At 57.5% G+C, this 24,596-nt stretch carries 26 protein-coding genes; 20 read left to right on the top strand and 6 right to left on the bottom strand.

All coding sequences use genetic code 11. The features are described 5' to 3' along the window. Positions 1-54: 54 nt before the first annotated feature. Positions 55-879 (bottom strand): MurR/RpiR family transcriptional regulator, encoded by an 825-nt coding sequence (locus AC4ICF_RS18345; protein ID WP_116343480.1) that lies wholly within the window; start codon positions 877-879, stop codon positions 55-57. 165 nt (positions 880-1,044) lie between these two features. Between AC4ICF_RS18345 and AC4ICF_RS18340 the strand changes: the two genes are divergently transcribed. From AC4ICF_RS18340 to queE, 3 genes are read left to right on the top strand one after another with little or no spacing between them, the layout of a single operon-like run. Further along, the gene (locus tag AC4ICF_RS18340; RefSeq protein ID WP_316380125.1) at positions 1,045-2,604 is read left to right on the top strand and encodes a PTS transporter subunit EIIC; all 1,560 of its coding nucleotides are present in this window, start codon (positions 1,045-1,047) and stop codon (positions 2,602-2,604) included. Continuing rightward, on the top strand, positions 2,604-3,311 hold the full coding sequence (locus AC4ICF_RS18335; protein ID WP_316380126.1) for an N-acetylmannosamine-6-phosphate 2-epimerase: 708 nt from the start codon (positions 2,604-2,606) through the stop codon (positions 3,309-3,311). The genes AC4ICF_RS18340 and AC4ICF_RS18335 overlap by 1 nt, the downstream gene beginning before the upstream one ends. 54 nt (positions 3,312-3,365) lie before the next feature. Beyond that, positions 3,366-4,037, top strand: a complete 672-nt coding sequence (gene queE, locus AC4ICF_RS18330) for a 7-carboxy-7-deazaguanine synthase QueE (protein ID WP_316380127.1) — start codon at positions 3,366-3,368, stop codon at positions 4,035-4,037. Between the two features lie 28 nt (positions 4,038-4,065). Here the strand turns inward: queE and queD are convergent, their stop codons facing one another. Beyond that, positions 4,066-4,428 carry a 6-carboxytetrahydropterin synthase QueD gene (queD, locus tag AC4ICF_RS18325; protein ID WP_014885039.1) on the bottom strand — a complete coding sequence of 121 codons (363 nt, stop codon included), beginning with the start codon at positions 4,426-4,428 and terminating at the stop codon, positions 4,066-4,068. Positions 4,429-4,734: 306 nt separating this feature from the next. On the opposite strand from queD, the gene cysJ reads away from it, so the two are divergent. From cysJ to cysH, 3 genes are read left to right on the top strand one after another with little or no spacing between them, the layout of a single operon-like run. Then, positions 4,735-6,540, top strand: coding sequence for an NADPH-dependent assimilatory sulfite reductase flavoprotein subunit (cysJ, locus tag AC4ICF_RS18320; protein WP_116343476.1), 1,806 nt, complete (start codon positions 4,735-4,737; stop codon positions 6,538-6,540). Next, positions 6,540-8,252, top strand: a complete 1,713-nt coding sequence (gene cysI, locus AC4ICF_RS18315; protein ID WP_116343475.1) for an assimilatory sulfite reductase (NADPH) hemoprotein subunit — start codon at positions 6,540-6,542, stop codon at positions 8,250-8,252. Before cysJ ends, cysI begins: the two co-directional genes overlap by 1 nt. A gap of 15 nt (positions 8,253-8,267) precedes the next feature. Continuing rightward, positions 8,268-9,002, top strand: coding sequence for a phosphoadenosine phosphosulfate reductase (gene cysH, locus AC4ICF_RS18310; RefSeq protein WP_316380128.1), 735 nt, complete (start codon positions 8,268-8,270; stop codon positions 9,000-9,002). A gap of 207 nt (positions 9,003-9,209) precedes the next feature. Here the strand turns inward: cysH and AC4ICF_RS18305 are convergent, their stop codons facing one another. Next, complete coding sequence (locus tag AC4ICF_RS18305) at positions 9,210-10,253, bottom strand: aminopeptidase (protein WP_116343473.1); 1,044 nt, start codon at positions 10,251-10,253, stop codon at positions 9,210-9,212. 246 nt (positions 10,254-10,499) lie between these two features. Here AC4ICF_RS18305 and cysG point away from each other — a divergent pair, with 246 nt between their 5' ends. From cysG to rpoS, 13 genes are all read left to right on the top strand, one after another. Next, positions 10,500-11,849: a siroheme synthase CysG gene (cysG, locus tag AC4ICF_RS18300; RefSeq protein WP_316380199.1), complete on the top strand. Its 1,350-nt coding sequence runs from the start codon at positions 10,500-10,502 to the stop codon at positions 11,847-11,849. Positions 11,850-11,858: 9 nt separating this feature from the next. Then, complete coding sequence (gene cysD, locus AC4ICF_RS18295) at positions 11,859-12,767, top strand: sulfate adenylyltransferase subunit CysD (protein ID WP_008499613.1); 909 nt, start codon at positions 11,859-11,861, stop codon at positions 12,765-12,767. A gap of 9 nt (positions 12,768-12,776) precedes the next feature. After that, on the top strand, positions 12,777-14,201 hold the full coding sequence (gene cysN / locus AC4ICF_RS18290; protein ID WP_316380129.1) for a sulfate adenylyltransferase subunit CysN: 1,425 nt from the start codon (positions 12,777-12,779) through the stop codon (positions 14,199-14,201). Continuing rightward, on the top strand, positions 14,201-14,806 hold the full coding sequence (cysC, locus tag AC4ICF_RS18285; RefSeq protein ID WP_080330141.1) for an adenylyl-sulfate kinase: 606 nt from the start codon (positions 14,201-14,203) through the stop codon (positions 14,804-14,806). The genes cysN and cysC overlap by 1 nt, the downstream gene beginning before the upstream one ends. Before the next feature lie 58 nt (positions 14,807-14,864). After that, positions 14,865-15,191, top strand: a complete 327-nt coding sequence (locus AC4ICF_RS18280; RefSeq protein WP_080330142.1) for a DUF3561 family protein — start codon at positions 14,865-14,867, stop codon at positions 15,189-15,191. Positions 15,192-15,270: 79 nt separating this feature from the next. Then, entirely contained in the window at positions 15,271-15,582 is a 312-nt protein-coding gene (gene ftsB / locus AC4ICF_RS18275) for a cell division protein FtsB (protein ID WP_008499609.1), read from the top strand. A 19-nt stretch (positions 15,583-15,601) separates the two neighbouring features. Next, positions 15,602-16,312: a 2-C-methyl-D-erythritol 4-phosphate cytidylyltransferase gene (gene ispD, locus AC4ICF_RS18270; RefSeq protein WP_116343470.1), complete on the top strand. Its 711-nt coding sequence runs from the start codon at positions 15,602-15,604 to the stop codon at positions 16,310-16,312. Beyond that, positions 16,312-16,791, top strand: coding sequence for a 2-C-methyl-D-erythritol 2,4-cyclodiphosphate synthase (gene ispF / locus AC4ICF_RS18265; RefSeq protein WP_116343469.1), 480 nt, complete (start codon positions 16,312-16,314; stop codon positions 16,789-16,791). Before ispD ends, ispF begins: the two co-directional genes overlap by 1 nt. Next, positions 16,788-17,837, top strand: coding sequence for a tRNA pseudouridine(13) synthase TruD (truD, locus tag AC4ICF_RS18260; RefSeq protein ID WP_316380130.1), 1,050 nt, complete (start codon positions 16,788-16,790; stop codon positions 17,835-17,837). Before ispF ends, truD begins: the two co-directional genes overlap by 4 nt. Then, on the top strand, positions 17,818-18,579 hold the full coding sequence (gene surE, locus AC4ICF_RS18255) for a 5'/3'-nucleotidase SurE (RefSeq protein WP_316380131.1): 762 nt from the start codon (positions 17,818-17,820) through the stop codon (positions 18,577-18,579). The genes truD and surE overlap by 20 nt, the downstream gene beginning before the upstream one ends. Then, a complete protein-coding gene (locus AC4ICF_RS18250) occupies positions 18,573-19,199 on the top strand; it encodes a protein-L-isoaspartate(D-aspartate) O-methyltransferase (protein ID WP_000253882.1) in 627 nt (208 codons plus the stop codon). The genes surE and AC4ICF_RS18250 overlap by 7 nt, the downstream gene beginning before the upstream one ends. A 116-nt stretch (positions 19,200-19,315) precedes the next feature. Next, positions 19,316-20,440, top strand: coding sequence for a murein hydrolase activator NlpD (nlpD, locus tag AC4ICF_RS18245; RefSeq protein WP_041908436.1), 1,125 nt, complete (start codon positions 19,316-19,318; stop codon positions 20,438-20,440). Between the two features lie 59 nt (positions 20,441-20,499). Further along, complete coding sequence (rpoS, locus tag AC4ICF_RS18240) at positions 20,500-21,492, top strand: RNA polymerase sigma factor RpoS (RefSeq protein ID WP_013098493.1); 993 nt, start codon at positions 20,500-20,502, stop codon at positions 21,490-21,492. 52 nt (positions 21,493-21,544) lie between these two features. Here the strand turns inward: rpoS and AC4ICF_RS18235 are convergent, their stop codons facing one another. Together AC4ICF_RS18235 and AC4ICF_RS18230 are read right to left on the bottom strand one after the other, a co-directional pair. Beyond that, entirely contained in the window at positions 21,545-21,925 is a 381-nt protein-coding gene (locus tag AC4ICF_RS18235; protein ID WP_316380132.1) for a DUF4440 domain-containing protein, read from the bottom strand. Then, positions 21,922-23,124: an MFS transporter gene (locus AC4ICF_RS18230; protein ID WP_316380133.1), complete on the bottom strand. Its 1,203-nt coding sequence runs from the start codon at positions 23,122-23,124 to the stop codon at positions 21,922-21,924. Before AC4ICF_RS18230 ends, AC4ICF_RS18235 begins: the two co-directional genes overlap by 4 nt. A 108-nt stretch (positions 23,125-23,232) precedes the next feature. On the opposite strand from AC4ICF_RS18230, the gene AC4ICF_RS18225 reads away from it, so the two are divergent. Next, positions 23,233-24,120: a LysR family transcriptional regulator gene (locus AC4ICF_RS18225; protein ID WP_316380134.1), complete on the top strand. Its 888-nt coding sequence runs from the start codon at positions 23,233-23,235 to the stop codon at positions 24,118-24,120. On the opposite strand, the gene AC4ICF_RS18220 is transcribed toward AC4ICF_RS18225, so the two are convergent. Continuing rightward, positions 24,117-24,524 carry a MarR family winged helix-turn-helix transcriptional regulator gene (locus AC4ICF_RS18220; RefSeq protein WP_045629941.1) on the bottom strand — a complete coding sequence of 136 codons (408 nt, stop codon included), beginning with the start codon at positions 24,522-24,524 and terminating at the stop codon, positions 24,117-24,119. The genes AC4ICF_RS18225 and AC4ICF_RS18220 overlap by 4 nt on opposite strands. Positions 24,525-24,596 lie beyond the last annotated feature (72 nt).

The raw sequence follows: 24,596 nt of genomic DNA, 5'->3' as shown, positions 1-24,596 counted from the left end.
AGTGAAATTGGGAAAAATAAAACGCAGGCTATTTATTAAGCCTGCGAATGGTTTTCAGAGCAGAAGAGGAAGCGTGGCGCTGGCCGTTTGCTGGCTAACGTCAGCGTAATGACCATCCAGAGCAATCATGGATGTCGTCAGCAATTCGATCAGCAGCATCACCCCAACCTTGGCATTGAGCGCACCTGCGCTAAGGGGGCCTTCTGGCTTGGCGGCCACCAGCTGCATATCGCTAAGAGACGCCAGCGGGCTGCGGGGCGTGTTACTGAGCGCAAGAACTTTCACGCCCCGCTTGCGGGCAAGTTTCACCACGTGAAGCAAATCTCGCGTTGAACCGGAACTGGAGATCGCCACCACCAGCGTCTCTGCCGAAAGCGTTGTCGCATTCATGGCTGCGCGGTGCATATCGCTAAACAGCTGTGCAGGTTTACCCAGCCTTAATAGCTTGTAATGCAGGTACTCCCCGAGGATCGCGCTGGCCGCGACGCCATAAATCTGCACGGATTGCGCCTGGTGCAGCGCCAGTGCGGCCTTTTCAAGCAGCGCGCGGTCGAGGAGTCTCGCGGTATCCTGCAGAGCCTGAACCGACTCATCCACCACGCTGTCAATCTCATCCCCCGCCTGACGCGCGGGCTGGCCCTGCTGAATATCCAGCGCCAGCGCCATTTTAAATTCGTTATACCCTTTGCAGCCCAGCGTCCGGCAAAGACGCGTCACGCTGGCCTCGCTGGTGTGGCTCTCGCGCGCCAGCTCGGTGATGGTCAGGTAGAGCACCCGGGCAGGGTCGCTCAGGACAAACTCGCCGAGTTTTTGCTGCGTTGGGCTGTACCCGGAAGCTTCCTGGCGGAGCTTCAGCAGCAGGTTTTCATGGTCCGACATGCCACGTCCTTAATGTGTTTCACTGCGACTAGTGTGGCGGAAAGCGGGGGAAAGATGCCAGTCATTTTAAAAAAGTATGATCGGCCTCCTGGTTTTTGATGATAATTTTCACTATTAAAAATTAATATGATAAAAATTTTCATCTTTTAACGGGGGGATGAAAAAATGATGCAAATATTCAGTGGTGCTTCGTCGGGGGAATGGTTTGAAAAAGCGCAGCGCTTTGGCAAATCCTTTATGTTGCCTATCGCCGTGTTGCCCGCGGCGGGTCTGCTGCTCGGTATCGGCGGGGCGTTATCGAACCCCAATACGCTGGCGGCCTATCCATTTTTAGATGTGAGCTGGCTTCAGGCCATTTTCACCATCATGAGCAGTGCCGGTTCAATTGTGTTTGCGAACCTCTCGGTGCTGTTTGCCGTTGGGGTGGCCGTCGGTCTGGCAAAAAGCGATAAGGGCACGGCGGGGCTGGCGGCGCTACTCGCGTTTCTGGTGATGAATGCCACCATCAACGCGCTGCTGATCCTCACCGGCAAACTGGCGCACGAAAACCCCGGTGCCGTCGGGCAGGGCATGACGCTGGGCATTCAGACGCTGGAAACCGGCGTGTTTGGCGGCGTGGTGATTGGTCTCGTGACCTGCGCGCTGCACCACCGTTTTAACAAGATAGCGCTTCCGCAGTTCCTGGGCTTTTTTGGCGGCTCGCGCTTTGTCCCTATTATCAGCTCGCTGGCGGCTATACTCGTCGGTGCGCTCATGACCGTGGTATGGCCGCACTTCCAGAAGCTGATTTTTGGTCTGGGCGGGCTGGTGGATGCCACCGGTTATCTGGGCACCCTGCTGTACGGCTTCATTTTGCGCATGCTGGGCCCGTTTGGTCTGCACCACATCTTCTATCTGCCGTTCTGGACCACCGCGCTCGGCGGCAGCGAGATTGTCAACGGTCACCTGGTGGAGGGCACGCAGCGGATCTTCTTCGCCCAGCTGGCCGATCCCACGACGCGTCAGTTTTACGAAGGCACGTCACGCTTCATGTCCGGGCGCTTTATTACGATGATGTTTGGCCTGCTCGGCGCCTGTCTGGCGATGTACCACACGGCTAAACCGGAGAATAAAAAGCGCGTTGCCGGGCTGCTGCTCTCCGCGGCGTTAACCTCGTTTCTGACGGGAATAACCGAGCCCATCGAGTTCTCCTTCCTGTTTATTGCCCCGGTGCTCTACGTCATTCACGCGCTGTTTGACGGGCTGGCGTTCATGCTCGCACACATGCTGCACATCACCATCGGGCAAACCTTCTCCGGCGGTTTTATCGACTTCGTGCTGTTCGGCATCCTGCAGGGGGAGGCCAAAACCAACTGGATGTTCGTTCCGCTGGTCGGCGTGCCCTGGTTCTTCCTCTACTACTTCACTTTCCGCTATCTGATTAACCGCTTTGATTTTGCCACGCCGGGTCGGGAAAGGGAGGCGATGGCCAGTGAAGTGGCCTTATCGCAGAGCGAGCGCGCCGTTGCGGTGATCGCCGGGTTAGGCGGAAAAGACAATCTCGAAGAGGTGGACTGCTGCGCCACGCGTCTTCGCGTCACGGTGAAAGACGGCAGCAAAGTGAATGATGCGGCGCTGAAAGCCACCGGCGCGCGCGGCGTCATCGTGCGCGGTAACGGCGTGCAGGTCATTTATGGCCCGCACGTCACGATTATCAAAAACGAAGTGGAAGAGATCTTATCGTAATGAAAACTGTACTGGGTAACCTGAAGGGAAAACTGGTCGTCTCCTGTCAGGCGCTGGAAAATGAACCGCTGCACAGCCCGTTTATCATGTCGCGGATGGCGCTGGCGGCGGCGCAGGGCGGGGCCGCCGCCATTCGCGCCAACAGCGTGGTGGATATCAAAGCCATTAAGCAGCAGGTCTCTTTACCTGTCATCGGCATCATCAAGCGGGATTATTCAGATAGTGAGGTGTTCATCACCGCCACGATGAAGGAGGTGGATGAGCTCATGGCCGTCTCTCCGGAAATCATTGCGCTTGATGCGACGGCGCGGGAGCGTCCCGGTGGGGAATCCCTGGAAACGCTGGTCACGCGCATCCGCTCGCGTTATCCCTCGGTACTGCTGATGGCGGATATTTCCACGGTAGACGAGGCCGTGACGGCGCAGGCGCTTGGCTTTGACTGCGTCGGCACCACGCTTTATGGCTATACGGCGGAAACGGCGGGCCATTCGCTTCCGGAGAACGACTGCGCGTTCCTGAAGGCCGTGCTGGCTGTCGTGACGGTTCCGGTGATTGCCGAAGGCAATGTGGATACGCCTGAACGCGCGGCCAGATGCCTGGCGCTGGGTGCGCATACGGTCGTTGTCGGCGGGGCGATTACCCGTCCACAGCAAATCACCGCGCGCTTTATGGCGGCGATTAGCGCGCAAAGCACCGATGGAGCATGACCATCCGGCGGGGATCTGCGATACTTATCGTTTATCCCCTTTACTGAGATGACTATGCAGTACCCGATTAACGAGATGTTCCAGACCCTGCAAGGCGAGGGTTACTTTACCGGCGTTCCCGCTATTTTCATTCGTTTACAGGGATGCCCGGTTGGCTGTGCCTGGTGTGATACCAAACATACGTGGGATAAGCTCGCAGATCGGGAAGTGTCGCTGTTTAGCATTCTGGCGAAAACTAAAGAGAGCGATAAGTGGGGCGCGGGCAGTCCAGAGGATCTGCTGGCCATTATTGGTCGTCAGGGCTGGACGGCGCGCCACGTCGTGATCACCGGCGGTGAACCCTGCATCCACGATCTGACGCCGCTGACCGAGCTGCTCGAAAAGAACGGCTACAGCTGCCAGATCGAGACCAGCGGCACCCATGAAGTGCGCTGCTCGCATACCACCTGGGTGACGGTATCGCCAAAAGTGAATATGCGCGGCGGGTATAACGTGCTGTCTCAGGCGCTGGAGCGCGCGGATGAAATCAAGCACCCGGTAGGGCGCGTGCGTGATATCGAAGCGCTGGATGAACTGCTGGCAACGCTGACGGATGAGAAGCAGCGGGTGATTGCCCTGCAGCCGATCAGCCAGAAAGAGGATGCGACGCGCCTGTGCATTGAAACCTGCATTGCGCGCAACTGGCGCCTGTCGATGCAGACGCACAAGTACCTGAATATTGCCTAAAAAAAAGCCCGGTTTGCCGGGCTTTTTTTTACTCTCCGCGATACACGCAGCCTGCCGTGCAGGTCTCTTTGATCATCACCGCGCTCAGCAGCGGTACCAGCGGCTTCATCTGATCCCAAATCCATTTTGCCAGCACTTCGCTGGTCGGGTTTTCAAGACCCGGGATTTCATTCAGGTAGTAGTGATCCAGACGATCGTAGGTCGGCTTAAACGCGGCTTTCAGCTCGGCAAAGTCCATGATCCAACCGGTATGCGGATCAACTTCACCGGTGATCTCAAGACGCACCATGAACGAATGCCCGTGCAGGCGGCCGCATTTATGCCCTTCAGGCACATGCGGAAGGTGGTGGGCGGCTTCGAAGGTGAAATCTTTAAACAGTGTGGTGGACATGATCGCTCTCAGTAATGCGGAAAAAACCGCCGCATAGTACCGGAAAGCACAATTTTTAGCATTAACTAAAACGGCTCTGAACGACACCAGCCTCACATTCAGGGGCTTTATCTATTTTTATTATTGCATTTCAATAGGTTATTTAATCGTTTTTATCGTTAAGAACGATAACTAAAACAGGTTAGTCCATTTGGTTATTTATTATTTCCATCCCTTCTTTAATTGTTATTATCCACGCCGTTAACCTTATCTTCAGTTTGGATTTATTCGCTTAAAGTCCGCTTGGCTACTGGAACATAACGACGCATGACAACACAGGCCCCACCTTCAAACTTGCTTCCCCTGAACCCGGAGCAACTGGCGCGCCTTCAGGCTGCCACCTCTGATTTTTCTCCCACTCAGCTTGCCTGGGTCTCCGGTTATTTCTGGGGAATGCTCAACCAGCAGCCTGGCGCTGTGGCGGGCGCACCGGCAACGGCCGTGGAAATTCCGGCCATTACGCTGATCAGCGCCTCGCAAACGGGCAACGCACGCCGCGTGGCCGAAGCGCTGCGTGACGACCTGCTGGCCGCCAAACTGAACGTGAACCTGGTCAACGCCGGGGATTATAAATTCAAGCAAATCGCGTCAGAAAAACTGCTGGTGGTGGTGGCTTCTACGCAGGGTGAAGGTGAACCTGCTGAAGAAGCGGTGGCGCTGCATAAGTTCCTGTTCTCGAAAAAAGCGCCGAAGCTGGATGGCACGGCGTTTGCCGTATTTGGCCTGGGCGATACCTCCTATGAATTCTTCTGCCAGTCCGGTAAAGACTTCGACAGCAAGCTGGCGGAGCTGGGCGCGGAGCGCCTGCTGGACCGCGTGGACGCGGATGTGGAATACCAGACGGCCGCCGCCGAATGGCGCGCGCGCATCGTTGAGGTGCTGAAAGCCCGCGTCCCGAAAGAGACCCCGGCGCAGGCTGCCGTAACCGCTGCGGGCACCGTCAATGAGATCCACACCAGCCCCTACACCAAAGAGGCGCCGCTGACGGCGAGCCTGTCGGTGAACCAGAAAATTACCGGTCGCGACTCGGAAAAAGACGTGCGCCATATTGAAATCGATCTTGGCGACTCCGGCCTGCGCTATCAGCCTGGGGATGCGCTGGGCGTCTGGTATCAGAACGATCCGGCGCTGGTGAAAGAGCTGGTCGAGCTGCTGTGGCTGAAGGGTGATGAGCCTGTCACCGTGGAGGGCAAAACGCTGCCGCTCTCCGAGGCGCTGCAGTGGCATTTCGAGCTGACTGTGAACACCCCGAATATCGTTGAAAATTACGCCACCTTAACGCGCAGCGAATCGCTGCTGCCGCTGGTGGGCGATAAGGCGAAGCTGCAGCATTACGCCGCTACGACGCCGATTGTCGATATGGTGCGTTTCTCTCCGGCACAGCTGGATGCCGACGCGCTGATCGGCCTGCTGCGTCCGCTGACCCCGCGCCTGTACTCCATTGCCTCTTCCCAGGCGGAAGTGGAAAGCGAAGTTCACGTTACCGTCGGCGTGGTGCGCTACGACATCGAAGGCCGCGCTCGCGCGGGTGGCGCGTCGAGCTTCCTGGCCGATCGCGTGGAAGAAGAGGGCGAAGTGCGCGTCTTTATCGAGCACAACGACAACTTCCGCCTGCCGGCGAACCCTGAGACCCCGGTCATCATGATTGGACCGGGCACCGGCATTGCGCCGTTCCGCGCCTTCATGCAGCAGCGTGCTGCAGACGAAGCGCCGGGCAAAAACTGGCTGTTCTTCGGCAACCCGCACTTTACCGAAGATTTCCTCTACCAGGTTGAGTGGCAGCGCTACGTCAAAGAAGGCGTACTGACCCGCATTGACCTGGCCTGGTCCCGCGACCAGAAAGAAAAAATATACGTACAAGACAAACTGCGCGAACAGGGCGCAGAGCTGTGGCGCTGGATCAATGACGGTGCCCACATTTATGTCTGCGGCGACGCCAATCGCATGGCGAAAGACGTTGAGCAGGCACTGCTGGAAGTGATTGCCGAGTTCGGCGGTATGGATGCCGAAGCGGCGGATGAATTTTTAAGTGAGCTGCGCGTTGAGCGCCGTTATCAGCGAGATGTCTACTAATGAGCGAAAAACATCCAGGGCCACTGGTGGTCGAAGGTAAACTGACAGACGCCGAGCGCATGAAGCTGGAAAGCAACTATCTGCGCGGCACCATTGCTGAAGATCTGAATGACGGTCTCACCGGCGGCTTCAAAGGCGACAACTTCCTGTTGATCCGCTTCCACGGCATGTATCAGCAGGACGACCGCGATATCCGCGCCGAGCGCGCTGAACAGAAGCTGGAGCCTCGCCACGCCATGCTGCTGCGCTGCCGCCTGCCGGGCGGGGTGATCACCACCAAACAGTGGCAGGCGATCGATAAGTTTGCCGGTGAAAATACAATTTATGGCAGCATCCGCCTGACCAACCGTCAGACCTTCCAGTTCCACGGCATTCTGAAGAAGAACGTCAAGCCGGTTCACCAGATGCTCCACTCCGTCGGGCTGGACGCGCTGGCGACCGCCAACGACATGAACCGTAACGTGCTCTGCACCTCGAACCCGTACGAGTCCGAGCTGCACGCCGAAGCGTATGAGTGGGCGAAGAAGATCTCCGAGCACCTCCTGCCGCGCACCCGCGCCTACGCGGAGATCTGGCTCGATCAGGAGAAAGTCGCCACCACCGACGAAGAACCGATCCTCGGTCAGACCTACCTGCCGCGTAAGTTTAAAACTACCGTGGTGATCCCTCCGCAGAACGATATCGATCTGCACGCCAACGACATGAACTTCGTGGCGATTGCCGAAAACGGCAAGCTGATTGGCTTTAACCTGCTGGTGGGCGGCGGCCTGTCTATTGAGCACGGTAACAAGAAAACCTACGCCCGCACCGCAAGCGAGTTCGGTTTCCTGCCGCTGGAGCACACGCTGGCCGTGGCAGAAGCGGTGGTGACCACCCAGCGCGACTGGGGCAACCGTACCGATCGTAAAAACGCGAAAACCAAATACACCCTGGAGCGCGTGGGCGTGGAGACGTTCAAAGAGGAAGTGGAGCGTCGCGCGGGGATAAAATTTGAGCCGATCCGCCCTTACGAATTCACCGGTCGCGGCGATCGCATCGGCTGGGTGAAAGGGATCGACAATAAATGGCACCTGACGCTGTTTATTGAAAACGGCCGTATTCTGGATTATCCGGGCCGTCCGCTGAAAACCGGTCTGCTGGAAATTGCGAAGATCCACAAAGGCGAGTTCCGCATTACCGCTAACCAGAACCTGATCGTTGCCGGCGTGCCGGAGAGCCAGAAGGCGAAGATCGAGAAGCTGGCGCGCGATCACGGGTTGATGGATGCGGTCAAACCGCAGCGTGAAAACTCGATGGCCTGCGTGTCGTTCCCGACCTGCCCGCTGGCGATGGCCGAAGCGGAACGTTTCCTGCCGTCATTCACCGATAAAGTGGAAGCGATTCTGGAAAAACACGGTATTCCGGACGAGCATATTGTTATGCGCGTGACGGGCTGCCCGAACGGCTGCGGTCGAGCGATGCTGGCCGAACTGGGGCTGGTAGGCAAAGCGCCGGGCCGCTATAACCTGCACCTGGGCGGTAACCGTATCGGCACGCGCATTCCGCGCATGTTCCGCGAGAACATCACCGAGACGGAAATTCTTGATTCCATCGACGAGCTTGTCGGGCGCTGGGCGAAAGAGCGCGAAGCGGGTGAAGGCTTCGGCGACTTTACGGTGCGTGCGGGCATCATTCGCCCGGTGCTCGATCCCGCAAGGGATTTCTGGGAGTAACCACGAGAGGTAATTATGTCCGGACTCGATCTAAATGCCCTGAATGAACTGCCAAAAGTCGAACGCATTCTTCAGCTTTCAGAAACTAACGCCCACCTTGAAACGCTGGATGCCGAAGGGCGCGTGGCGTGGGCGCTGGAAAACCTGCCGGGAGACTATGTGCTCTCGTCGAGCTTTGGTATTCAGGCGGCAGTCAGCCTGCATCTGGTGAATCAGATCCGTCCGGACATTCCGGTGATCCTCACCGATACCGGCTACCTGTTCCCGGAAACCTATCAGTTTATTGACGAGCTGACGGATAAGCTCAGGCTGAACCTCAAAGTCTACCGCGCCACGGAAAGCGCGGCCTGGCAGGAGGCGCGCTACGGCAAACTGTGGGAGCAGGGCGTTGAGGGCATTGAAAAATACAATGAGATCAACAAAGTTGAGCCGATGAACCGGGCGCTGAAAGAGCTAAACGCGCAGACCTGGTTTGCCGGCCTGCGCCGCGAGCAGTCGGGAAGCCGCGCCACGCTACCGGTGCTGGCGGTTCAACGCGGCGTGTTCAAAGTGCTGCCGATTATCGACTGGGATAACCGGACGGTGTATCAGTATCTGCAAAAACACGGGCTGAAGTACCATCCGCTGTGGGACCAGGGCTACCTGTCGGTGGGCGACACCCACACCACGCGCAAATGGGAACCGGGAATGGCGGAAGAAGAGACGCGATTTTTCGGGCTGAAGCGCGAGTGCGGGCTGCACGAAGGGTAAAGATACTACCCCTCACCCCTGCCCTCTCCCCAAAGGGGAGAGGGGGAAAAGACGGCTTCGTGCGAGCCCCTCTCACCAAAGGGGCGAGGGGGAAAAGACGGCTTCGTGCGATCCCCTCTCACCAAAGGGGCGAGGGGGAAAAGACGGCTCCGTGCGATCCCCTCTCCCCTAAGGGGAGAGGGTTAGGGTGAGGGGGAAAATAACGCGCTAGGCTTTCCCCGCTTTCGCCAGCTCCTTCACCAGCGGCAGCATCACCTTCACCACGTCGCGGCTGCGATGTTCAATCCGCTGCGGCAGGGCACTGTCTATGTGCTGCTGGTTATCCAGCTGCACATTATGCCAGCTGGTCCCGTCCGGGAACGCTTTCGATTTAGCGCGCTGCTGGTAGCCATCTTTTTTGCCCAGCGCCCAGTTCGTCGCCTCGACGTACAGCACCGGAATGCCTGCCTTATCAAACACTTCTCCGTCATTACAACAGCCAGTGCCTTTTGGATAATCCGGGTTACCGCCTGGGTTTGTCGCGGCATAGACGCCATGCGTACGGGCAAGCGCCAGCGCGCGGTCGCGGGTGAGTTTACGCACGCTGCTCGGCGTGCTCTGTCCGCTATTAAAATAGAGCTTATCGCCCACGATCAGATTATCGAGGTTAATCACCAGCAGCGTATTTTTCTTCTCCTCGGCGCTCATCCGTTTAAGGAGATTCTCAGCGCCGAGTTTCCCTTCTTCTTCGCCGCTGGTCGCCACAAAGCGAATACCGTATTTCGTCGGGATATTCTTAAGGCGTTCAGCCAGTTCAAGCATCACGCCGAGACCCGCTGCGTTGTCGTCCATACCCTGCAGCGTCAGTCCCCCAAGGTTATTATCAATATCGGCGTCGCTCATTGGCGCGTAGGTATCCAGGTGAGCCATGATAATGATCTGCTCAGCCGCCTTTCCTTCGTGCGCTGCAATCACCGTACTGCCGGTCACGTTATGCCAGTTCTGCGTTTTATTGCGTGAGGTATAGATGTAGCGGCTGTGAAACGAGCGAATATCACTCTGGTAGCCCATCTGTGCAAACTGCTGGCGAATATAGTCGGCGGAGAGCATCTCCGCGGGTGAACCGGTCATGCGGCCAGGGAAAACCGTCGCAATATGCCGCGCCTGCATAGTGGCGATTTCACCATAAGGTTGATTTTTTGCCTGAGCCGGAAGGATAAAGCAAACGCCGAGCGCCAGGGCAGCAATACGGTGGCGCGTTGCGGAAAACATAGTGAGTCCTTAAAAACAGAGCAAAATAATAACGTGCATAGTATGAAACTGTGATCGTCCATACACAATTTGAATTGCTCTTAAATGCCCGAAATGTCGCGAGTTAAGCACTTTTTGGTATTTGCTTTTTCATGTCGTTATTCCATTGAGTAACTACTCATTCCAATTCGTAATTTCATTCGATCTAAGCCGCCCCCTATAGTCCCTCTATTCCTCGTTGTTAGTGAGTTGTTGCCTGTGGACTATCTGCCCCTTTTTGCCGCCTTAAAAGACCGACCGGTACTGGTTGTCGGCACGGGTGAAATTGCCGATCGCAAAATCGCGTTTCTGCAGCGTGCAGGGGCACAGGTGCGTGTCGTTGAAGAGGCGGATTTCGACGAGTCACAACTCGACAGTGTGGTGCTGGTGATTGCGGCAACTGAAAATCGGGAACTGAACCGGCGTGTCTCTGAAGCCGCCCAGGTCCGTCACCGTCTGGTGAACGTGGTGGACGACCAGCCTTTATGCTCATTTATCTTCCCGTCGATCGTTGACCGTTCGCCGCTGCTGGTGGCGATCTCCTCCGGCGGCACCGCGCCGGTGCTGGCGCGCGTCCTGCGGGAAAAAATCGAAGCGCTGCTGCCGACCAGCCTCGGACGCATGGCGGAGAAAGCCAGCTACTGGCGCAACCATTTAAAAAACCGTCTGACCAGCGTGACGGAACGCCGTCGCTTCTGGGAGCGCGTGTTTCGCGGCCGCTTTGCCAGCCTGATGCATGCCGGTAATGAAACGGCGGCGCAGAAAATCCTCGAAGACGAACTGGATAACCCCGGCAACACGAGCGGGGAGATCATTCTTGTGGGGGCAGGGCCGGGCGATGCCGGGCTGCTGACGCTGCGTGGCCTGCAGGTTTTGCAGGACGCGGACGTGGTGTTCTACGACCATCTGGTCACCGACGGCGTGCGCGAGTTGATCCGTCGCGACGCGGAGCAAATCTGCGTCGGCAAACGGGCTGGCGAGCACTCGGTGCCACAGCACGACACCAACCAGATGCTGGTTGATGCCGCCAAAGCGGGTAAAACCGTGGTGCGCCTGAAAGGGGGCGATCCGTTTATTTTCGGTCGCGGCGGTGAAGAGCTGCAGGCGGCAGCCGAGGCGGGCGTACCGTTCCAGGTGGTGCCCGGCATCACGGCGGCCTCTGCGGTGACGGCCTACGCCGGTATTCCGCTGACCCATCGCGATTACGCCCAGAGCGTGACCTTTGTAACCGGCCACTACAAGGCCGACAGCACTCCGTTCGACTGGTCGCATCTCGCCCAGAGCCGCCAGACGCTGGCGATCTACATGGGCACGATGAAGGCGGCAGACATCAGTGAACAGCTTATTCAGCACGGTCGCGAGGCGACGACGCCCGTTGCCGTCATTTCTCGCGGCACGCGCGTCGATCAGCACGTTGCGACGGGCACGCTGGAACATCTTGCAACCCTGGCGAAAGACGCCCCGATGCCCGCCCTGATTGTGGTGGGGGAAGTGGTGCAGCTGCACAGCACGCTCGCCTGGTTTCAGAACACAACCGATACAGAAGGCTTTGGTTCTTCTGTCGTAAATTTGGCTTAAGGAACGGTTATGGACCAAAAACGTCTTACACACCTGCGGCAGCTTGAAGCGGAGAGTATCCATATTATCCGCGAAGTGGCCGCCGAGTTTTCTAACCCGGTGATGATGTACTCCATCGGTAAAGATTCCAGCGTCATGCTGCATCTGGCGCGTAAAGCGTTTTATCCAGGTACGCTGCCGTTCCCGCTGCTGCACGTGGATACCGGCTGGAAATTCCGCGAAATGTACGAGTTCCGCGACCGTACCGCGAAAGCCTACGGCTGCGAGCTTCTGGTGCATAAAAACCCGGAAGGGGTGGCGATGGGCATTAACCCGTTCGTGCACGGTAGCGCCAAGCATACCGATATCATGAAAACCGAAGGGCTGAAGCAGGCGTTGAACAAATACGGTTTCGACGCGGCTTTCGGCGGCGCGCGCCGTGATGAAGAGAAATCCCGCGCCAAAGAGCGTATCTACTCCTTCCGCGATCGCTTCCACCGCTGGGACCCGAAAAACCAGCGCCCGGAGCTGTGGCACAACTACAACGGCCAGATCAACAAGGGCGAAAGCATTCGCGTCTTCCCGCTCTCCAACTGGACCGAGCTGGATATCTGGCAGTACATCTATCTGGAAAATATTGAGATCGTGCCACTTTATCTGGCCGCCGAGCGCCCGGTGCTGGAGCGCGACGGCATGCTGATGATGATCGACGACGATCGCATCGACCTGCAGCCGGGTGAAGTGATCAAAAAACAGATGGTGCGTTTCCGTACCCTCGGCTGCTGGCCGCTGACCGGCGCGGTGGAATCCAACGCGCAGACGCTGCCGGAGATCATCGAAGAGATGCTGGTGTCCACCACCAGCGAGCGACAGGGGCGCGTGATTGACCGCGACCAGGCCGGCTCCATGGAGCTGAAGAAACGTCAGGGTTATTTCTAAGGAGCCGCCATGAACACCACTATTGCTCAACAAATTGCCAACGAAGGCGGCGTCGAAGCGTATCTGCACGCGCAACAGCACAAAAGCCTGCTGCGTTTTCTGACCTGCGGCAGCGTGGATGACGGGAAAAGTACCCTGATTGGCCGCCTGCTGCACGATACGCGCCAGATTTATGAAGATCAGCTCTCTTCCCTGCACAACGACAGCAAGCGTCACGGTACCCAGGGCGAAAAACTCGACCTGGCGCTGCTGGTGGACGGCCTGCAGGCGGAGCGCGAGCAGGGCATCACCATTGACGTGGCCTACCGCTACTTCTCGACCGAAAAGCGCAAATTTATTATTGCCGACACGCCAGGGCACGAGCAGTACACCCGTAATATGGCGACCGGCGCCTCTACCTGCGATCTGGCGATTCTGCTGATGGACGCGCGTAAAGGCGTGCTGGATCAGACCCGCCGCCACAGCTTTATCTCGACGCTGCTGGGGATCAAACATCTGGTGGTGGCGGTCAACAAGATGGATCTGGTGAACTTCAGCGAAGAGAAATTCGAGGAGATCCGCCAGAGCTACCTGACCTTTGCCGAACAGCTGCCGGGCAACCTGGATATTCGTTTTGTGCCGCTTTCGGCGCTGGAAGGCGATAACGTCGCCTCACAGAGCGCGAACATGCCGTGGTACAGCGGCCCGACGCTGCTGGAAGTGCTGGAGACCGTTGAGATCCAGCGCGTGGTCGACACCCAGCCGATGCGCTTCCCGGTGCAGTACGTTAACCGTCCTAACCTCGATTTCCGCGGCTTCTCCGGCACTATCGCCTCCGGCGCCGTGAAGGTGGGGCAGCGCGTCAAGGTGCTGCCATCGGGTGTGGAGTCGGCTATCGCTCGCATCGTGACGTTCGACGGTGACCTGCAGGAAGCCGGGGCAGGGGAAGCGGTCACGCTGGTGCTGAAAGACGAAATTGACATCAGCCGCGGCGACCTGCTGGTCGACGCGCAGGAGACGTTGGCGGCGGTGCAGGGCGCGTCCGTGGACGTGGTGTGGATGGCCGAACAGCCGCTGACAGCAGGCCAGAGCTACGACATCAAAATTGCGGGCAAGAAAACCCGCGCCCGCGTGGACGGCATTCAGTTCCAGGTGGACATCAACAACCTGACCCACCGTGACGTGAGCGAGCTGCCGCTGAACGGTATTGGCCTGGTGGATCTGACCTTCGACGAGCCGCTGGTGCTGGATCCGTATCAGCAGAACCCGGTAACCGGCGGGCTGATCTTTATCGACCGTCTGACGAACGTTACCGTCGGCGCGGGGATGGTGCGTGAGCCAAACGAGCAGGCGACCGCGGCCTCGGAATTCAGCGCCTTCGAACTGGAACTTAACGCGCTGGTGCGTAAGCACTTCCCGCACTGGGGCGTCCGCGATCTGCTGGGAGGTAAGTAATGGCCGCCCATGATGAGAACGTCGTCTGGCATCCTCATCCGGTCACCGTCGCCCAGCGCGAACAGCTCCACGGCCACCGTGGGGTTGTGCTGTGGTTTACCGGGCTGTCTGGCTCCGGTAAATCCACGGTAGCGGGCGCGCTGGAAGAGGCGCTGCATCAGCAGGGAGTGAGTACCTACCTGCTGGATGGCGACAACGTGCGTCACGGCCTGTGCAGCGATTTGGGGTTCAGCGACGACGACCGTAAAGAGAACATTCGCCGGGTGGGGGAGGTTGCCAGCCTGATGGCGGACGCCGGGCTGGTGGTGCTGACGGCGTTTATCTCACCGCACCGCGCCGAACGCCAGATGGTGCGCGAGCGCGTGGGCCAGGATCGCTTTATTGAAGTGTTTGTCGATACGCCGCTGGAGATCTGTGAAGCGCGCGATCCGAAAGGGCTGTATAAAAAAGCGCGTGCCGGCGAGCTGCGAAACTTCACCGGAATTGACTCGGTTTACGAAGCGCCTGAATCGCCTGAGATTCATCTGAAGGGTCAACAATTGGTAACAAATTTAGTAAGCCAATTATTAGACCTGCTCAGACGGGACGATATTATCAGATCCTGAGGCGGTATCGTTCGGGAGCTGTCTTCCCGAACGATGAGTCACGGTCACAGGATTAGCTATGCGCAACAGTGAAAACTACATTATCACCACCGGGTCGGAACCGTTAACCACCGATGACGAGACGACCTGGTCCTTCCCTGGGGCGATAGTCGGCTTTGCGTCGTGGTTACTGGCGCTGGGTATCCCGTTTTTGATCTACGGGGGTAACACCCTTTTCTTTTTTCTCTACACCTGGCCCTTCTTCCTGGCGCTGATGCCCGTTGCGGTCGTTGTTGGGGTTGCGCTGCACTCCCTTTTCAACGGCAAGCTCCTGTATAGTACGGTTATCACGATTGCCACCGTTGTCGTCATCTTTGGTCTGCTGTTTTTATGGCTGATGGGCTAACTTGCGACATAATTAAAACCCCGCAGTAGAGTCGAACGGAAAGTTATGGGATGATGATGCCGTTTTTTCAGGGGGCAGGATGGGTAAACTAACGCTGCTGTTGCTGGCTTTGCTAATCTGGCTGCAATATTCGCTGTGGTTCGGTAAAAACGGACTGCACGACTACAGCCGGGTGAGCGATGACGTCGCGGCTCAGCAGGCAACAAACGCCAAACTTAAGGCGCGTAACGATCAACTCTTTGCTGAAATTGATGACCTCAATGGCGGACAAGAGGCGATTGAGGAACGCGCGCGTAATGAACTTAGTATGACTAAGCCGGGCGAAACCTTTTATCGTCTGGTTCCGGATGCGTCTAAACGCAATCAGGGCTCAGCACAAAACAATCGATAATCAGGCCCAGGATTACGACATGGCAGCAACTTTTTCGGACGTATGTGCCGTGGTGCCGGCCGCAGGTTTTGGTCGGCGCATGCAGACAGAATGTCCCAAGCAGTATCTCTCAATTGGCGATAAAACGATCCTCGAGCACGCCGTGGCGGCGCTGCTGGCGCACCCGCGGGTGACGCACGTGGTCATCGCCATCAGTTCCGGCGATGCGCGTTTTGCGCAGCTGCCGCTGGCAAACCACCCACAGATTACCGTTGTCGATGGCGGTGCCGAGCGCGCCGATTCCGTGCTGGCAGGCATTCAGGCTGCCGGAAACGCGCAGTGGGTACTGGTGCATGACGCGGCGCGTCCGTGTCTCCATCAGGACGATCTGGCACGCCTGCTGGCGCTGAGCGAAACCAGCAAAGTGGGCGGCATTCTGGCCGCGCCGGTGCGCGACACCATGAAGCGCGCCGAGCCGGGCATGCATGCAATCGCCCACACCGTTGAGCGCGTCGACTTATGGCACGCGCTGACGCCGCAATTTTTCCCCCGCGAACTGCTCCACGACTGCTTAACGCGTGCGCTTAACGAAGGTGCGACCATCACGGACGAAGCCTCCGCGCTGGAGTATTGCGGTTTTCACCCAACGCTTGTTGAAGGACGCGCTGATAATATAAAAGTGACGCGCCCGGAAGATTTACAGCTCGCGGAATTTTATCTTACCCGTTCGACCCATCAGGAGAAGGCATAATGCGAATTGGACACGGTTTTGATGTACACGCCTTTGGAGGCGTTGGCCCAATTATCATTGGCGGCGTACGTATTCCTTACGAAAAAGGGCTGCTGGCGCATTCTGATGGCGACGTGGCGCTGCATGCGCTGACCGACGCGCTGCTCGGCGCTGCCGCGCTCGGCGATATCGGCAAGCTGTTCCCGGACACCGATCCGGCCTTTAAAGGAGCAGACAGCCGCGAACTATTGCGCGAAGCGTGGCGCCGCATTCAGGCCAAGGGTTACACCCTCGGCAACGTCGACGTGACGATTATTGCCCAGGCCCCGAAAATGCTGCCGCACATTCCGCAGATGCGCGTGTTCATCGCCGAAGATCTGGGCTGCCATATGGACGATGTCAACGTCAAAGCTACCACCACGGAGAAACTGGGCTTTACCGGTCGTGGCGAAGGGATCGCCTGTGAAGCCGTGGCGCTGCTGGTGAAGGCAACAAAATGACGGACTTCGATAACCTGACGTACCTGCACGGTAAGCCGCAGGGGAACGGTGTGCTGAAAGCCAGCCCGGAGGATTTCCTCGTGGTGGAGGATCTGGGCTTTGAGCCGGATGGCGAAGGCGAACATATCCTGGTGCGTATTCTGAAAAATGGCTGCAATACCCGCTTTGTGGCCGACGCGCTGGCAAAATTCCTCAAAATTCATGCCCGCGAAGTGAGCTTTGCCGGGCAGAAAGATAAACATGCCGTCACCGAGCAGTGGCTCTGCGCGCGCGTTCCCGGCAATACGATGCCTGATTTAAGCAAATTTGAGCTTGAAGGCTGTAAGGTGCTGGAGTACGCCCGCCACAAGCGCAAGCTGCGCCTGGGAGCGTTGAAAGGCAACGCGTTTACGCTGGTGCTGCGCGAAGTGTCTGACCGTGAAGACGTTGAAAAACGCCTGAATGCCATTAATGACCGCGGCGTACCGAACTACTTTGGCGCGCAGCGCTTTGGCATTGGCGGCAGCAACCTGCAGGGCGCGCTGCGCTGGGCGCAAAGCGATGCACCGGTGCGCGACAGGAATAAACGCAGTTTTTGGTTGTCGGCGGCCCGCAGCGCGTTGTTTAATCAGATTGTGAGCGAAAGGCTGAAAAAACCGGACGCGAATCAAGTTGTTGTTGGCGATGCGCTACAATTAGCGGGACGCGGAAGCTGGTTTGTTGCAACGGCCGAAGAAATGGCCGATGTCCAGGCGCGCGTGGATGCCAAAGCGCTGATGATTACCGCAGCTTTGCCGGGCTCAGGCGACTGGGGCACCCAGGGCGACGCGCTGAGCGCAGAGCAGTCGGCGGTGGCGGATGCGCCAGAATTACAATCCTTGCTGGTGCGGGAAAAAGTCGAAGCAGCACGCCGCGCGATGCTGCTCTATCCGCAGCAGTTAAGCTGGAACTGGTGGGATGACGTAACCGTCGAGTTACGCTTCTGGCTGCCGGCAGGTAGCTTTGCCACCAGTGTTGTCAGGGAACTTATCAACACCTCGGGTGATTATGCGAATATTGCTGAGTAACGATGACGGGATCCACGCGCCGGGCATTCAGACCCTGGCGAAGCACCTCCGTGAATTTGCGGATGTGCAGGTTGTGGCTCCCGATCGTAACCGCAGTGGAGCGTCTAACTCGCTGACGCTGGAGTCGTCGCTTCGCACCTTTACCTTTGAAAATGGCGATATTGCCGTGCAGATGGGCACGCCGACCGACTGTGTCTTTCTGGGCGTGAACGCGCTGATGCGGCCGCGTCCGGATATCGTCGTCTCCGGCATCAACGCCGGGCCGAACCTTGGCGATGACGTGATTTACTCCGGAACGGTAGCGGCGGCAATGGAGGGGCGCCATCTGGGGTTCCCGGCGCTGGCGGTCTCGTTAAACGGCCACACGCACTACGATACCGCCGCCGCGGTAACCTGCTCGATCCTGCGGGCGCTCGGCCGCGAACCGCTGCGTACCGGACGTATTCTCAACATCAACGTGCCGGATCTTCCTCTCAGTGAAATTAAAGGCATTCGCGTTACGCGATGCGGAAGCCGACACCCGGCCGATCAGGTGATCCCGCAGCAGGATCCTCGCGGCAACACGCTTTACTGGATAGGGCCTCCTGGCGATAAGTGCGATGCGGGTCCGGACACCGATTTTGCCGCCGTGGATGAAGGCTACGTCTCGGTTACCCCGCTGCACGTAGATTTAACCGCGTATAGCGCGCATGATGTGGTGTCGGGCTGGCTGGATCGCGCAGGAGTGAACGCGCAATGGTAAGCAAACGTGTACAAACTCTTCTGGAACAACTTCGCGCACAGGGGATCCGCGACGAGCACGTGCTTGAGGCGCTCGCTCAGGTCCCGCGTGAGAAATTTGTAGACGAGGCGTTTGAACACAAAGCGTGGGAAAACGTGGCGCTGCCCATCGGGCAAGGCCAGACGATTTCGCAGCCTTATATGGTGGCGCGGATGACGGAGCTGCTGGAGCTCACGCCCGACTCACGCGTGCTGGAGATTGGCACCGGGTCGGGGTATCAGACCGCCATCCTGGCGCATCTGGTACACCATGTCTGTTCCGTAGAGCGGATCAAAGGTTTGCAATGGCAGGCGCGTCGTCGCCTGAAACAACTTGATTTACATAATGTTTCGACACGACACGGTGATGGATGGCAGGGTTGGCAGGCTCGCGCCCCGTTTGACGCTATCATCGTGACGGCGGCTCCGCCTGAAATTCCCGCTGCGCTCTTGTCGCAGCTGGATGAGGGGGGCATTCTTGTTCTGCCCGTTGGGGACGAGCAGCAGCTGCTGAAGCGCGTTCGTCGGCGCGGCGGCGAGTTTATTATCGACACCGTGGAAGCCGTGCGCTTTGTGCCTCTGGTAAAAGGGGAGTTGGCCTGAGACTCAGATTTATCCAGGGTTATTAAGGCAAATTCAGCGTATGGTGTGGCGCGAAAGATTCGTGTCATCACGGTAAATTTTAAGTCACTGGTAGTTAACACATTCCTGGGGGATAAATGAGCGCGGGAAGCCCTAAATTCACCATCAGCCGTGTTGCGGCATTATCACTGGTTTCGCTCTGGCTGGCAGGCTGTACAAGTTCTAATAACGCGCCTGCGCCCGTCAGTTCCGTCGGGGGAAACAGCGGCTCTGGTAACACGTCCAGCGGAATGTTGATCACGCCTCCGCCTAAAATGGGCACTGCTGCGCCGCAGCAAACACCACAAATTCAGCCTGTGCAACATCCTGTTACACAGCCAACGCAGATTCAGCCAGTTGAACAGCCTGTTCAGACCCAAAATGGCCGCATAGTCTATAACCGCCAGTATGGGAACATTCCGAAAGGCAGCTATACCGGCGGCAGCACCTATACCGTGAAGCGCGGCGATACGCTGTTCTATATTGCCTGGATCACCGGGAACGATTTCCGTGACCTCGCGCAGCGCAATAACGTCCAGGCCCCGTATGCTCTGGAAGTTGGCCAAACGCTCCAGGTGGGCAACGCAACGGGTACGCCTCTGACGCCTGGCAATACGGTTTCAGCGGCCGATGTGACGGCTCAAAATAACAGCGTTAAGCCTGCACAAAAATCCACCACGGTGGTTGCTTCACAACCTGTAATTACGTATTCTGAGGATTCAGGTGATCAGACTGCTAACAAAATGTTGCCGAATAATAAAGGGACTGCGACTGTTGTCACAGCACCGACCACGGCACCTGTGGTTAGCTCTACTGAACCGACTGCAAGCAGTCAGAATGCCAGTTCGTCCATCACCGCATGGCGCTGGCCAACCGACGGCAAGATTATCGAGAACTTCGCAACCTCTGAGGGTGGAAACAAAGGGATCGATATCGCAGGCAGTAAAGGACAGGCTATCATCGCGACCGCAGACGGACGCGTTGTGTATGCCGGTAACGCTCTGCGCGGTTACGGTAATCTTATTATCATCAAACATAATGATGATTACCTGAGTGCCTACGCCCATAACGACACAATGCTGGTCCGGGAACAACAAGAAGTTAAGGCGGGGCAAAAAATCGCTACCATGGGTAGCACCGGAACCAGTTCTACACGCTTGCATTTTGAAATTCGTTACAAGGGGAAATCCGTAAACCCGCTGCAGTATTTGCCGCAGCGATAAATTGACGGGGCATGCCAGCCAGGGTGTCTCGTTCAGGGATCACGGGTAGGAGCCACCTTATGAGTCAGAATACGCTGAAAGTTCATGATTTAAATGAAGACGCGGAATTTGATGAGAACGGAGCAGAGGCTTTTGACGAAAAAGCCTTAGTAGAAGAGGAACCCAGTGATAACGATTTGGCTGAAGAAGAGCTGTTATCGCAGGGCGCCACACAGCGTGTACTGGACGCGACTCAGCTTTACCTTGGGGAGATTGGTTACTCCCCACTGCTAACGGCCGAAGAAGAAGTCTATTTCGCACGTCGTGCTTTGCGTGGTGATGTTGCCTCGCGTCGTCGCATGATTGAAAGTAACCTGCGACTGGTCGTGAAAATTGCCCGCCGTTACGGCAATCGTGGTCTGGCTCTGCTGGATCTGATTGAAGAGGGCAACTTAGGTCTCATCCGCGCAGTTGAGAAGTTTGACCCGGAACGCGGGTTCCGTTTCTCAACCTACGCGACCTGGTGGATTCGTCAGACCATCGAACGGGCTATTATGAACCAGACCCGTACGATCCGCCTGCCGATCCACATCGTCAAAGAGTTGAACGTCTATCTGCGTACCGCGCGCGAGTTGTCCCATAAACTGGACCACGAGCCAAGCGCAGAAGAAATTGCCGAACAACTCGACAAACCGGTTGATGACGTAAGCCGTATGCTGCGTCTCAACGAGCGCATTACCTCCGTTGACACCCCTCTGGGTGGCGACTCCGAAAAAGCGCTGCTGGACATCCTGGCCGATGAAAAAGACAACGGTCCGGAAGACACCACGCAGGACGATGACATGAAGCAGAGCATCGTCAAATGGCTGTTCGAACTGAACGCCAAACAGCGTGAAGTGCTGGCACGTCGTTTCGGTTTACTGGGGTATGAAGCTGCGACACTGGAAGACGTCGGCCGCGAAATTGGCCTGACCCGTGAACGTGTTCGTCAGATTCAGGTAGAAGGTCTGCGCCGCCTGCGTGAAATCCTGCAGGGGCAAGGTCTGAATATCGAAGCGCTGTTCCGCGAATAAGCAACCTTTCGTCAAAAAAGGCCCGTCGTGAGACGGGCCTTTTTCTTTTGTGTTACGGCTGTGCCGCCGTTTCGTGCAGCAGACGCCACGTTATTTTGTCGCCTTCCTGACTGAGCACCGCGGTTGACCAGCGCACGTTGACGGGCAGGTCTGGCCGGGTTTGCGTCTCTCGGTAGTGCAGCACCGCGCCGTGGGGCCACGCCTGTCGCGTCGTTAATTCATCAATAACGATCTTCAGTCCGGGACGGCTTCCGCGCTGACTGTGCAGAAAGCCCACAAGGCCGTCATAGTCGACATGGACGCCGCCCGGCGGGATCATCAGAAAATCTGGACGGAAGCGGGCGAGCAGGGCGTCGGAATCGCCTTCACCTGTGCCTAACCAGTCTTCAAGCGCAATGTGGAGGTCGATAATCTCGTGTTCGAAAGGCGTCATGAATTCTCCTGTCGCAGCTGGGTCAGCAGCTGCGTATTGTTAAGACGAAAAACGTACAGTACAGGCAGCAAGGTCATGCCTGCGGCAAAAATAAACATCCCGTGCCAGGCGGCGAGCGGTGCCAGATAACTCTGCGCCAGACTCAGGGCCTCTGCCAGCAGCAGGGCGCCGGCAAAAAAGCTCAGCTGACGATTGAGATTCCACAGCGCGCTGGCATCCGGCATCTCTTCCCGGCGCATCGTCAGAAAAGCGCTGCTCTGAGCTGTACTGCTGCACAGGCTTCCCCCCGCGCCCATCAGGGTAAACGCAGCGGCAGGAAGCAGCGTAGCCGAGCTGACGAGAATCAAAAGCAGGATACCCGTCGCCTGCAGCAGGCAGCCGATGACAATCAGCGGCTGGGGGCCGATACGGTTAAAATAGCGTCCCGTCGCCGTGATGGCGATAAACGATGCCACGGACCAGGGCAGCATGAGCATTCCCGCTGCGGATGGGTTCATGTTCGCCTCGTGCTGAAGATAAAACATGCCCGTAACGTTCACCCCAATAAACATGCCGGGCACGCATAAATAGACAAGCATAGAAAAACGCAAAAGCGGGTCCGCGAGCAACCGCAGGTTGAGCAGTCTGGCCGCTTTCATCGCGGGTATTTCGTGTTTAAGCCACAGGCAGGCCAGCACAAAGGTCACGATGGCCACCGGGAGCGTGGCGAAAAATATCCAGCGCCAGCTCACTGCCTCTACCAGCACGCCTCCGAGTGCAGGGGAACAGGCGGGAGCAAGCAGCGCCACCAGCATCACCGCCGAGGAGAGTCTGGCACGCTCGTGAGGCTGAAACTGTTGCCAGGTCAGCGCCTGTCCGACGGGGATGAGTAAGCCTCCGCCCACGCCCTGCAGCACGCGCCAGGCAATCAGACTTTCCAGCGTTGCAGACAAGCCTGCCGCAGCAGAAGCCGCGCTGAACAGAAAAAGCGAGAGCAGGATGACGCGCTTTGGTCCGACGCGGCGCGTGAGCATGCTGCTGAACGGGATCGCCAGCGTCAGGCCGGCAATGTACCCGTTACTCACCCAGGCAAGCGCTGAAGGCGTGGCGTTAAGGGCATGCGCCATCGCCGGAAAGGCGACGCTGGCAATAAACATGTTGATCAAATCAAGAAAAAAGCCCAGCAGATAGACAGCGGCGACTTTACTGCGATACGTCATGGTGGATCCTCCCGTGAGGTGGCGTATCGTATCGGCCCCGGAAGTACGGATAAACCTGACAAAGCGCGATATACTGTCAAAAAAATTTTTACAGTAAAAGGCGTGAGGATGATTAACCTACAGCGGACGCAGATGTTTGTTGCGGTGGCCGATACCGGCAGCTTTACTGCCGCAGCCGATGCGCTGGGCCTGACAAAAGCCGTGGTCAGCTTCAATATTCGCCAGCTCGAAGCCGAGCTGGGGGTTACGCTGCTGCTGCGCTCCACCCGCCGCCTGACGTTAACCGAGGCGGGAGCGCTTTTTCATCAGCGCAGCGTGGCGCTTCTGAAGGACGCAGAACGGCTGCAGGATGATGTTCGCGCGAATCATGCGGGACTCACGGGTGAATTGCGGATCACCACCACGCCTGAGTACGGTTCACGGGTCGTGGTACCGTTGCTGGCCAGGTTTAGCCAGATGCACCCGGAGCTTCGCGTGCGTCATGTTTCGTCTTCACTCCATGCCGACCTTATCTCAGAGCGCTTTGACGTGGCTATCCGGTTGGGAACGCTTACCGATTCACGCTACCACGCCGCATTGATTTCACATTTTTCTATCCTGCCCGTCGCGACGCCCGAGTGGCGGGTTAATCATCCGGTTGAATCGCTTGAGCAGCTGGCGCACGCCGACTGGATTATTCATGAGCGCTTAGCTTCGCCGCTGCGCTGGCAGGTGAAAGATGCTAGCGGTGCGCCTGAAATGCTGGAGATAAAAAAAGCGCCGCGCCTGTTTGCCGACAGTGCTCAGGCGCTTATGGCCTTTGCGCTCGCGGGAAGTGGCGTGGCGTTACTGCCTGAATGGCTGGTGCGCGATGCGCTTAATGCGGGAAAACTGGTCCCGGTTTTACCGGGCTATACCTTTGCGCGGCAGGGCATCTACGCGGTTTATCCCGATGCCCGGCATGTGCCCGCGAAAGTGCGCACCTTTATCGATTTTATGCGCACCAGCGTCAATTAATCGTGCATCATCTTTTTGATGAGCGCAGAGAATTGCTCCCGTTCGGCCTTATTAAGACGCCCTAAAAACGCCTCATCCACCTCGTTGCCGACCGGCTGACAGTCTGCAAGCAGGGCTTCGCCTTCCGGCGTCAGGAAGACAAACCGGCGGCGCTTATCTGCGGGATCGTGCTCGCGTTTGACCAGCCCGCGCGCCTCCATTCGACTGAGCATCTCCGCCAGAGTCGCCTTCGTGCTGACCGCCACTTCGGTCAATGCCACCTGCTCAATGCCCGGGTGCTCGGCAATGGAGCGCATAACCGCATACTGCGGCTTGGTCAGTTCCGGCAGGGCATGTTGCCACTTAGCGGTATGCTGTTGAAAAAGCTGACGTAACAGGTGGAACGCCTCTTGTCTTAGTTCCATGAACACTCCGACAGAAAATATCACCCCCTATGATAGCCGCTAAAGCCCGGGATGATAACGCGGGATTTTTTA

It is taken from the genome of Enterobacter sp. ECC_219_Taxon_10, from assembly GCF_058354905.1.
This window is presented reverse-complemented; position numbering and strand designations above follow the sequence as displayed.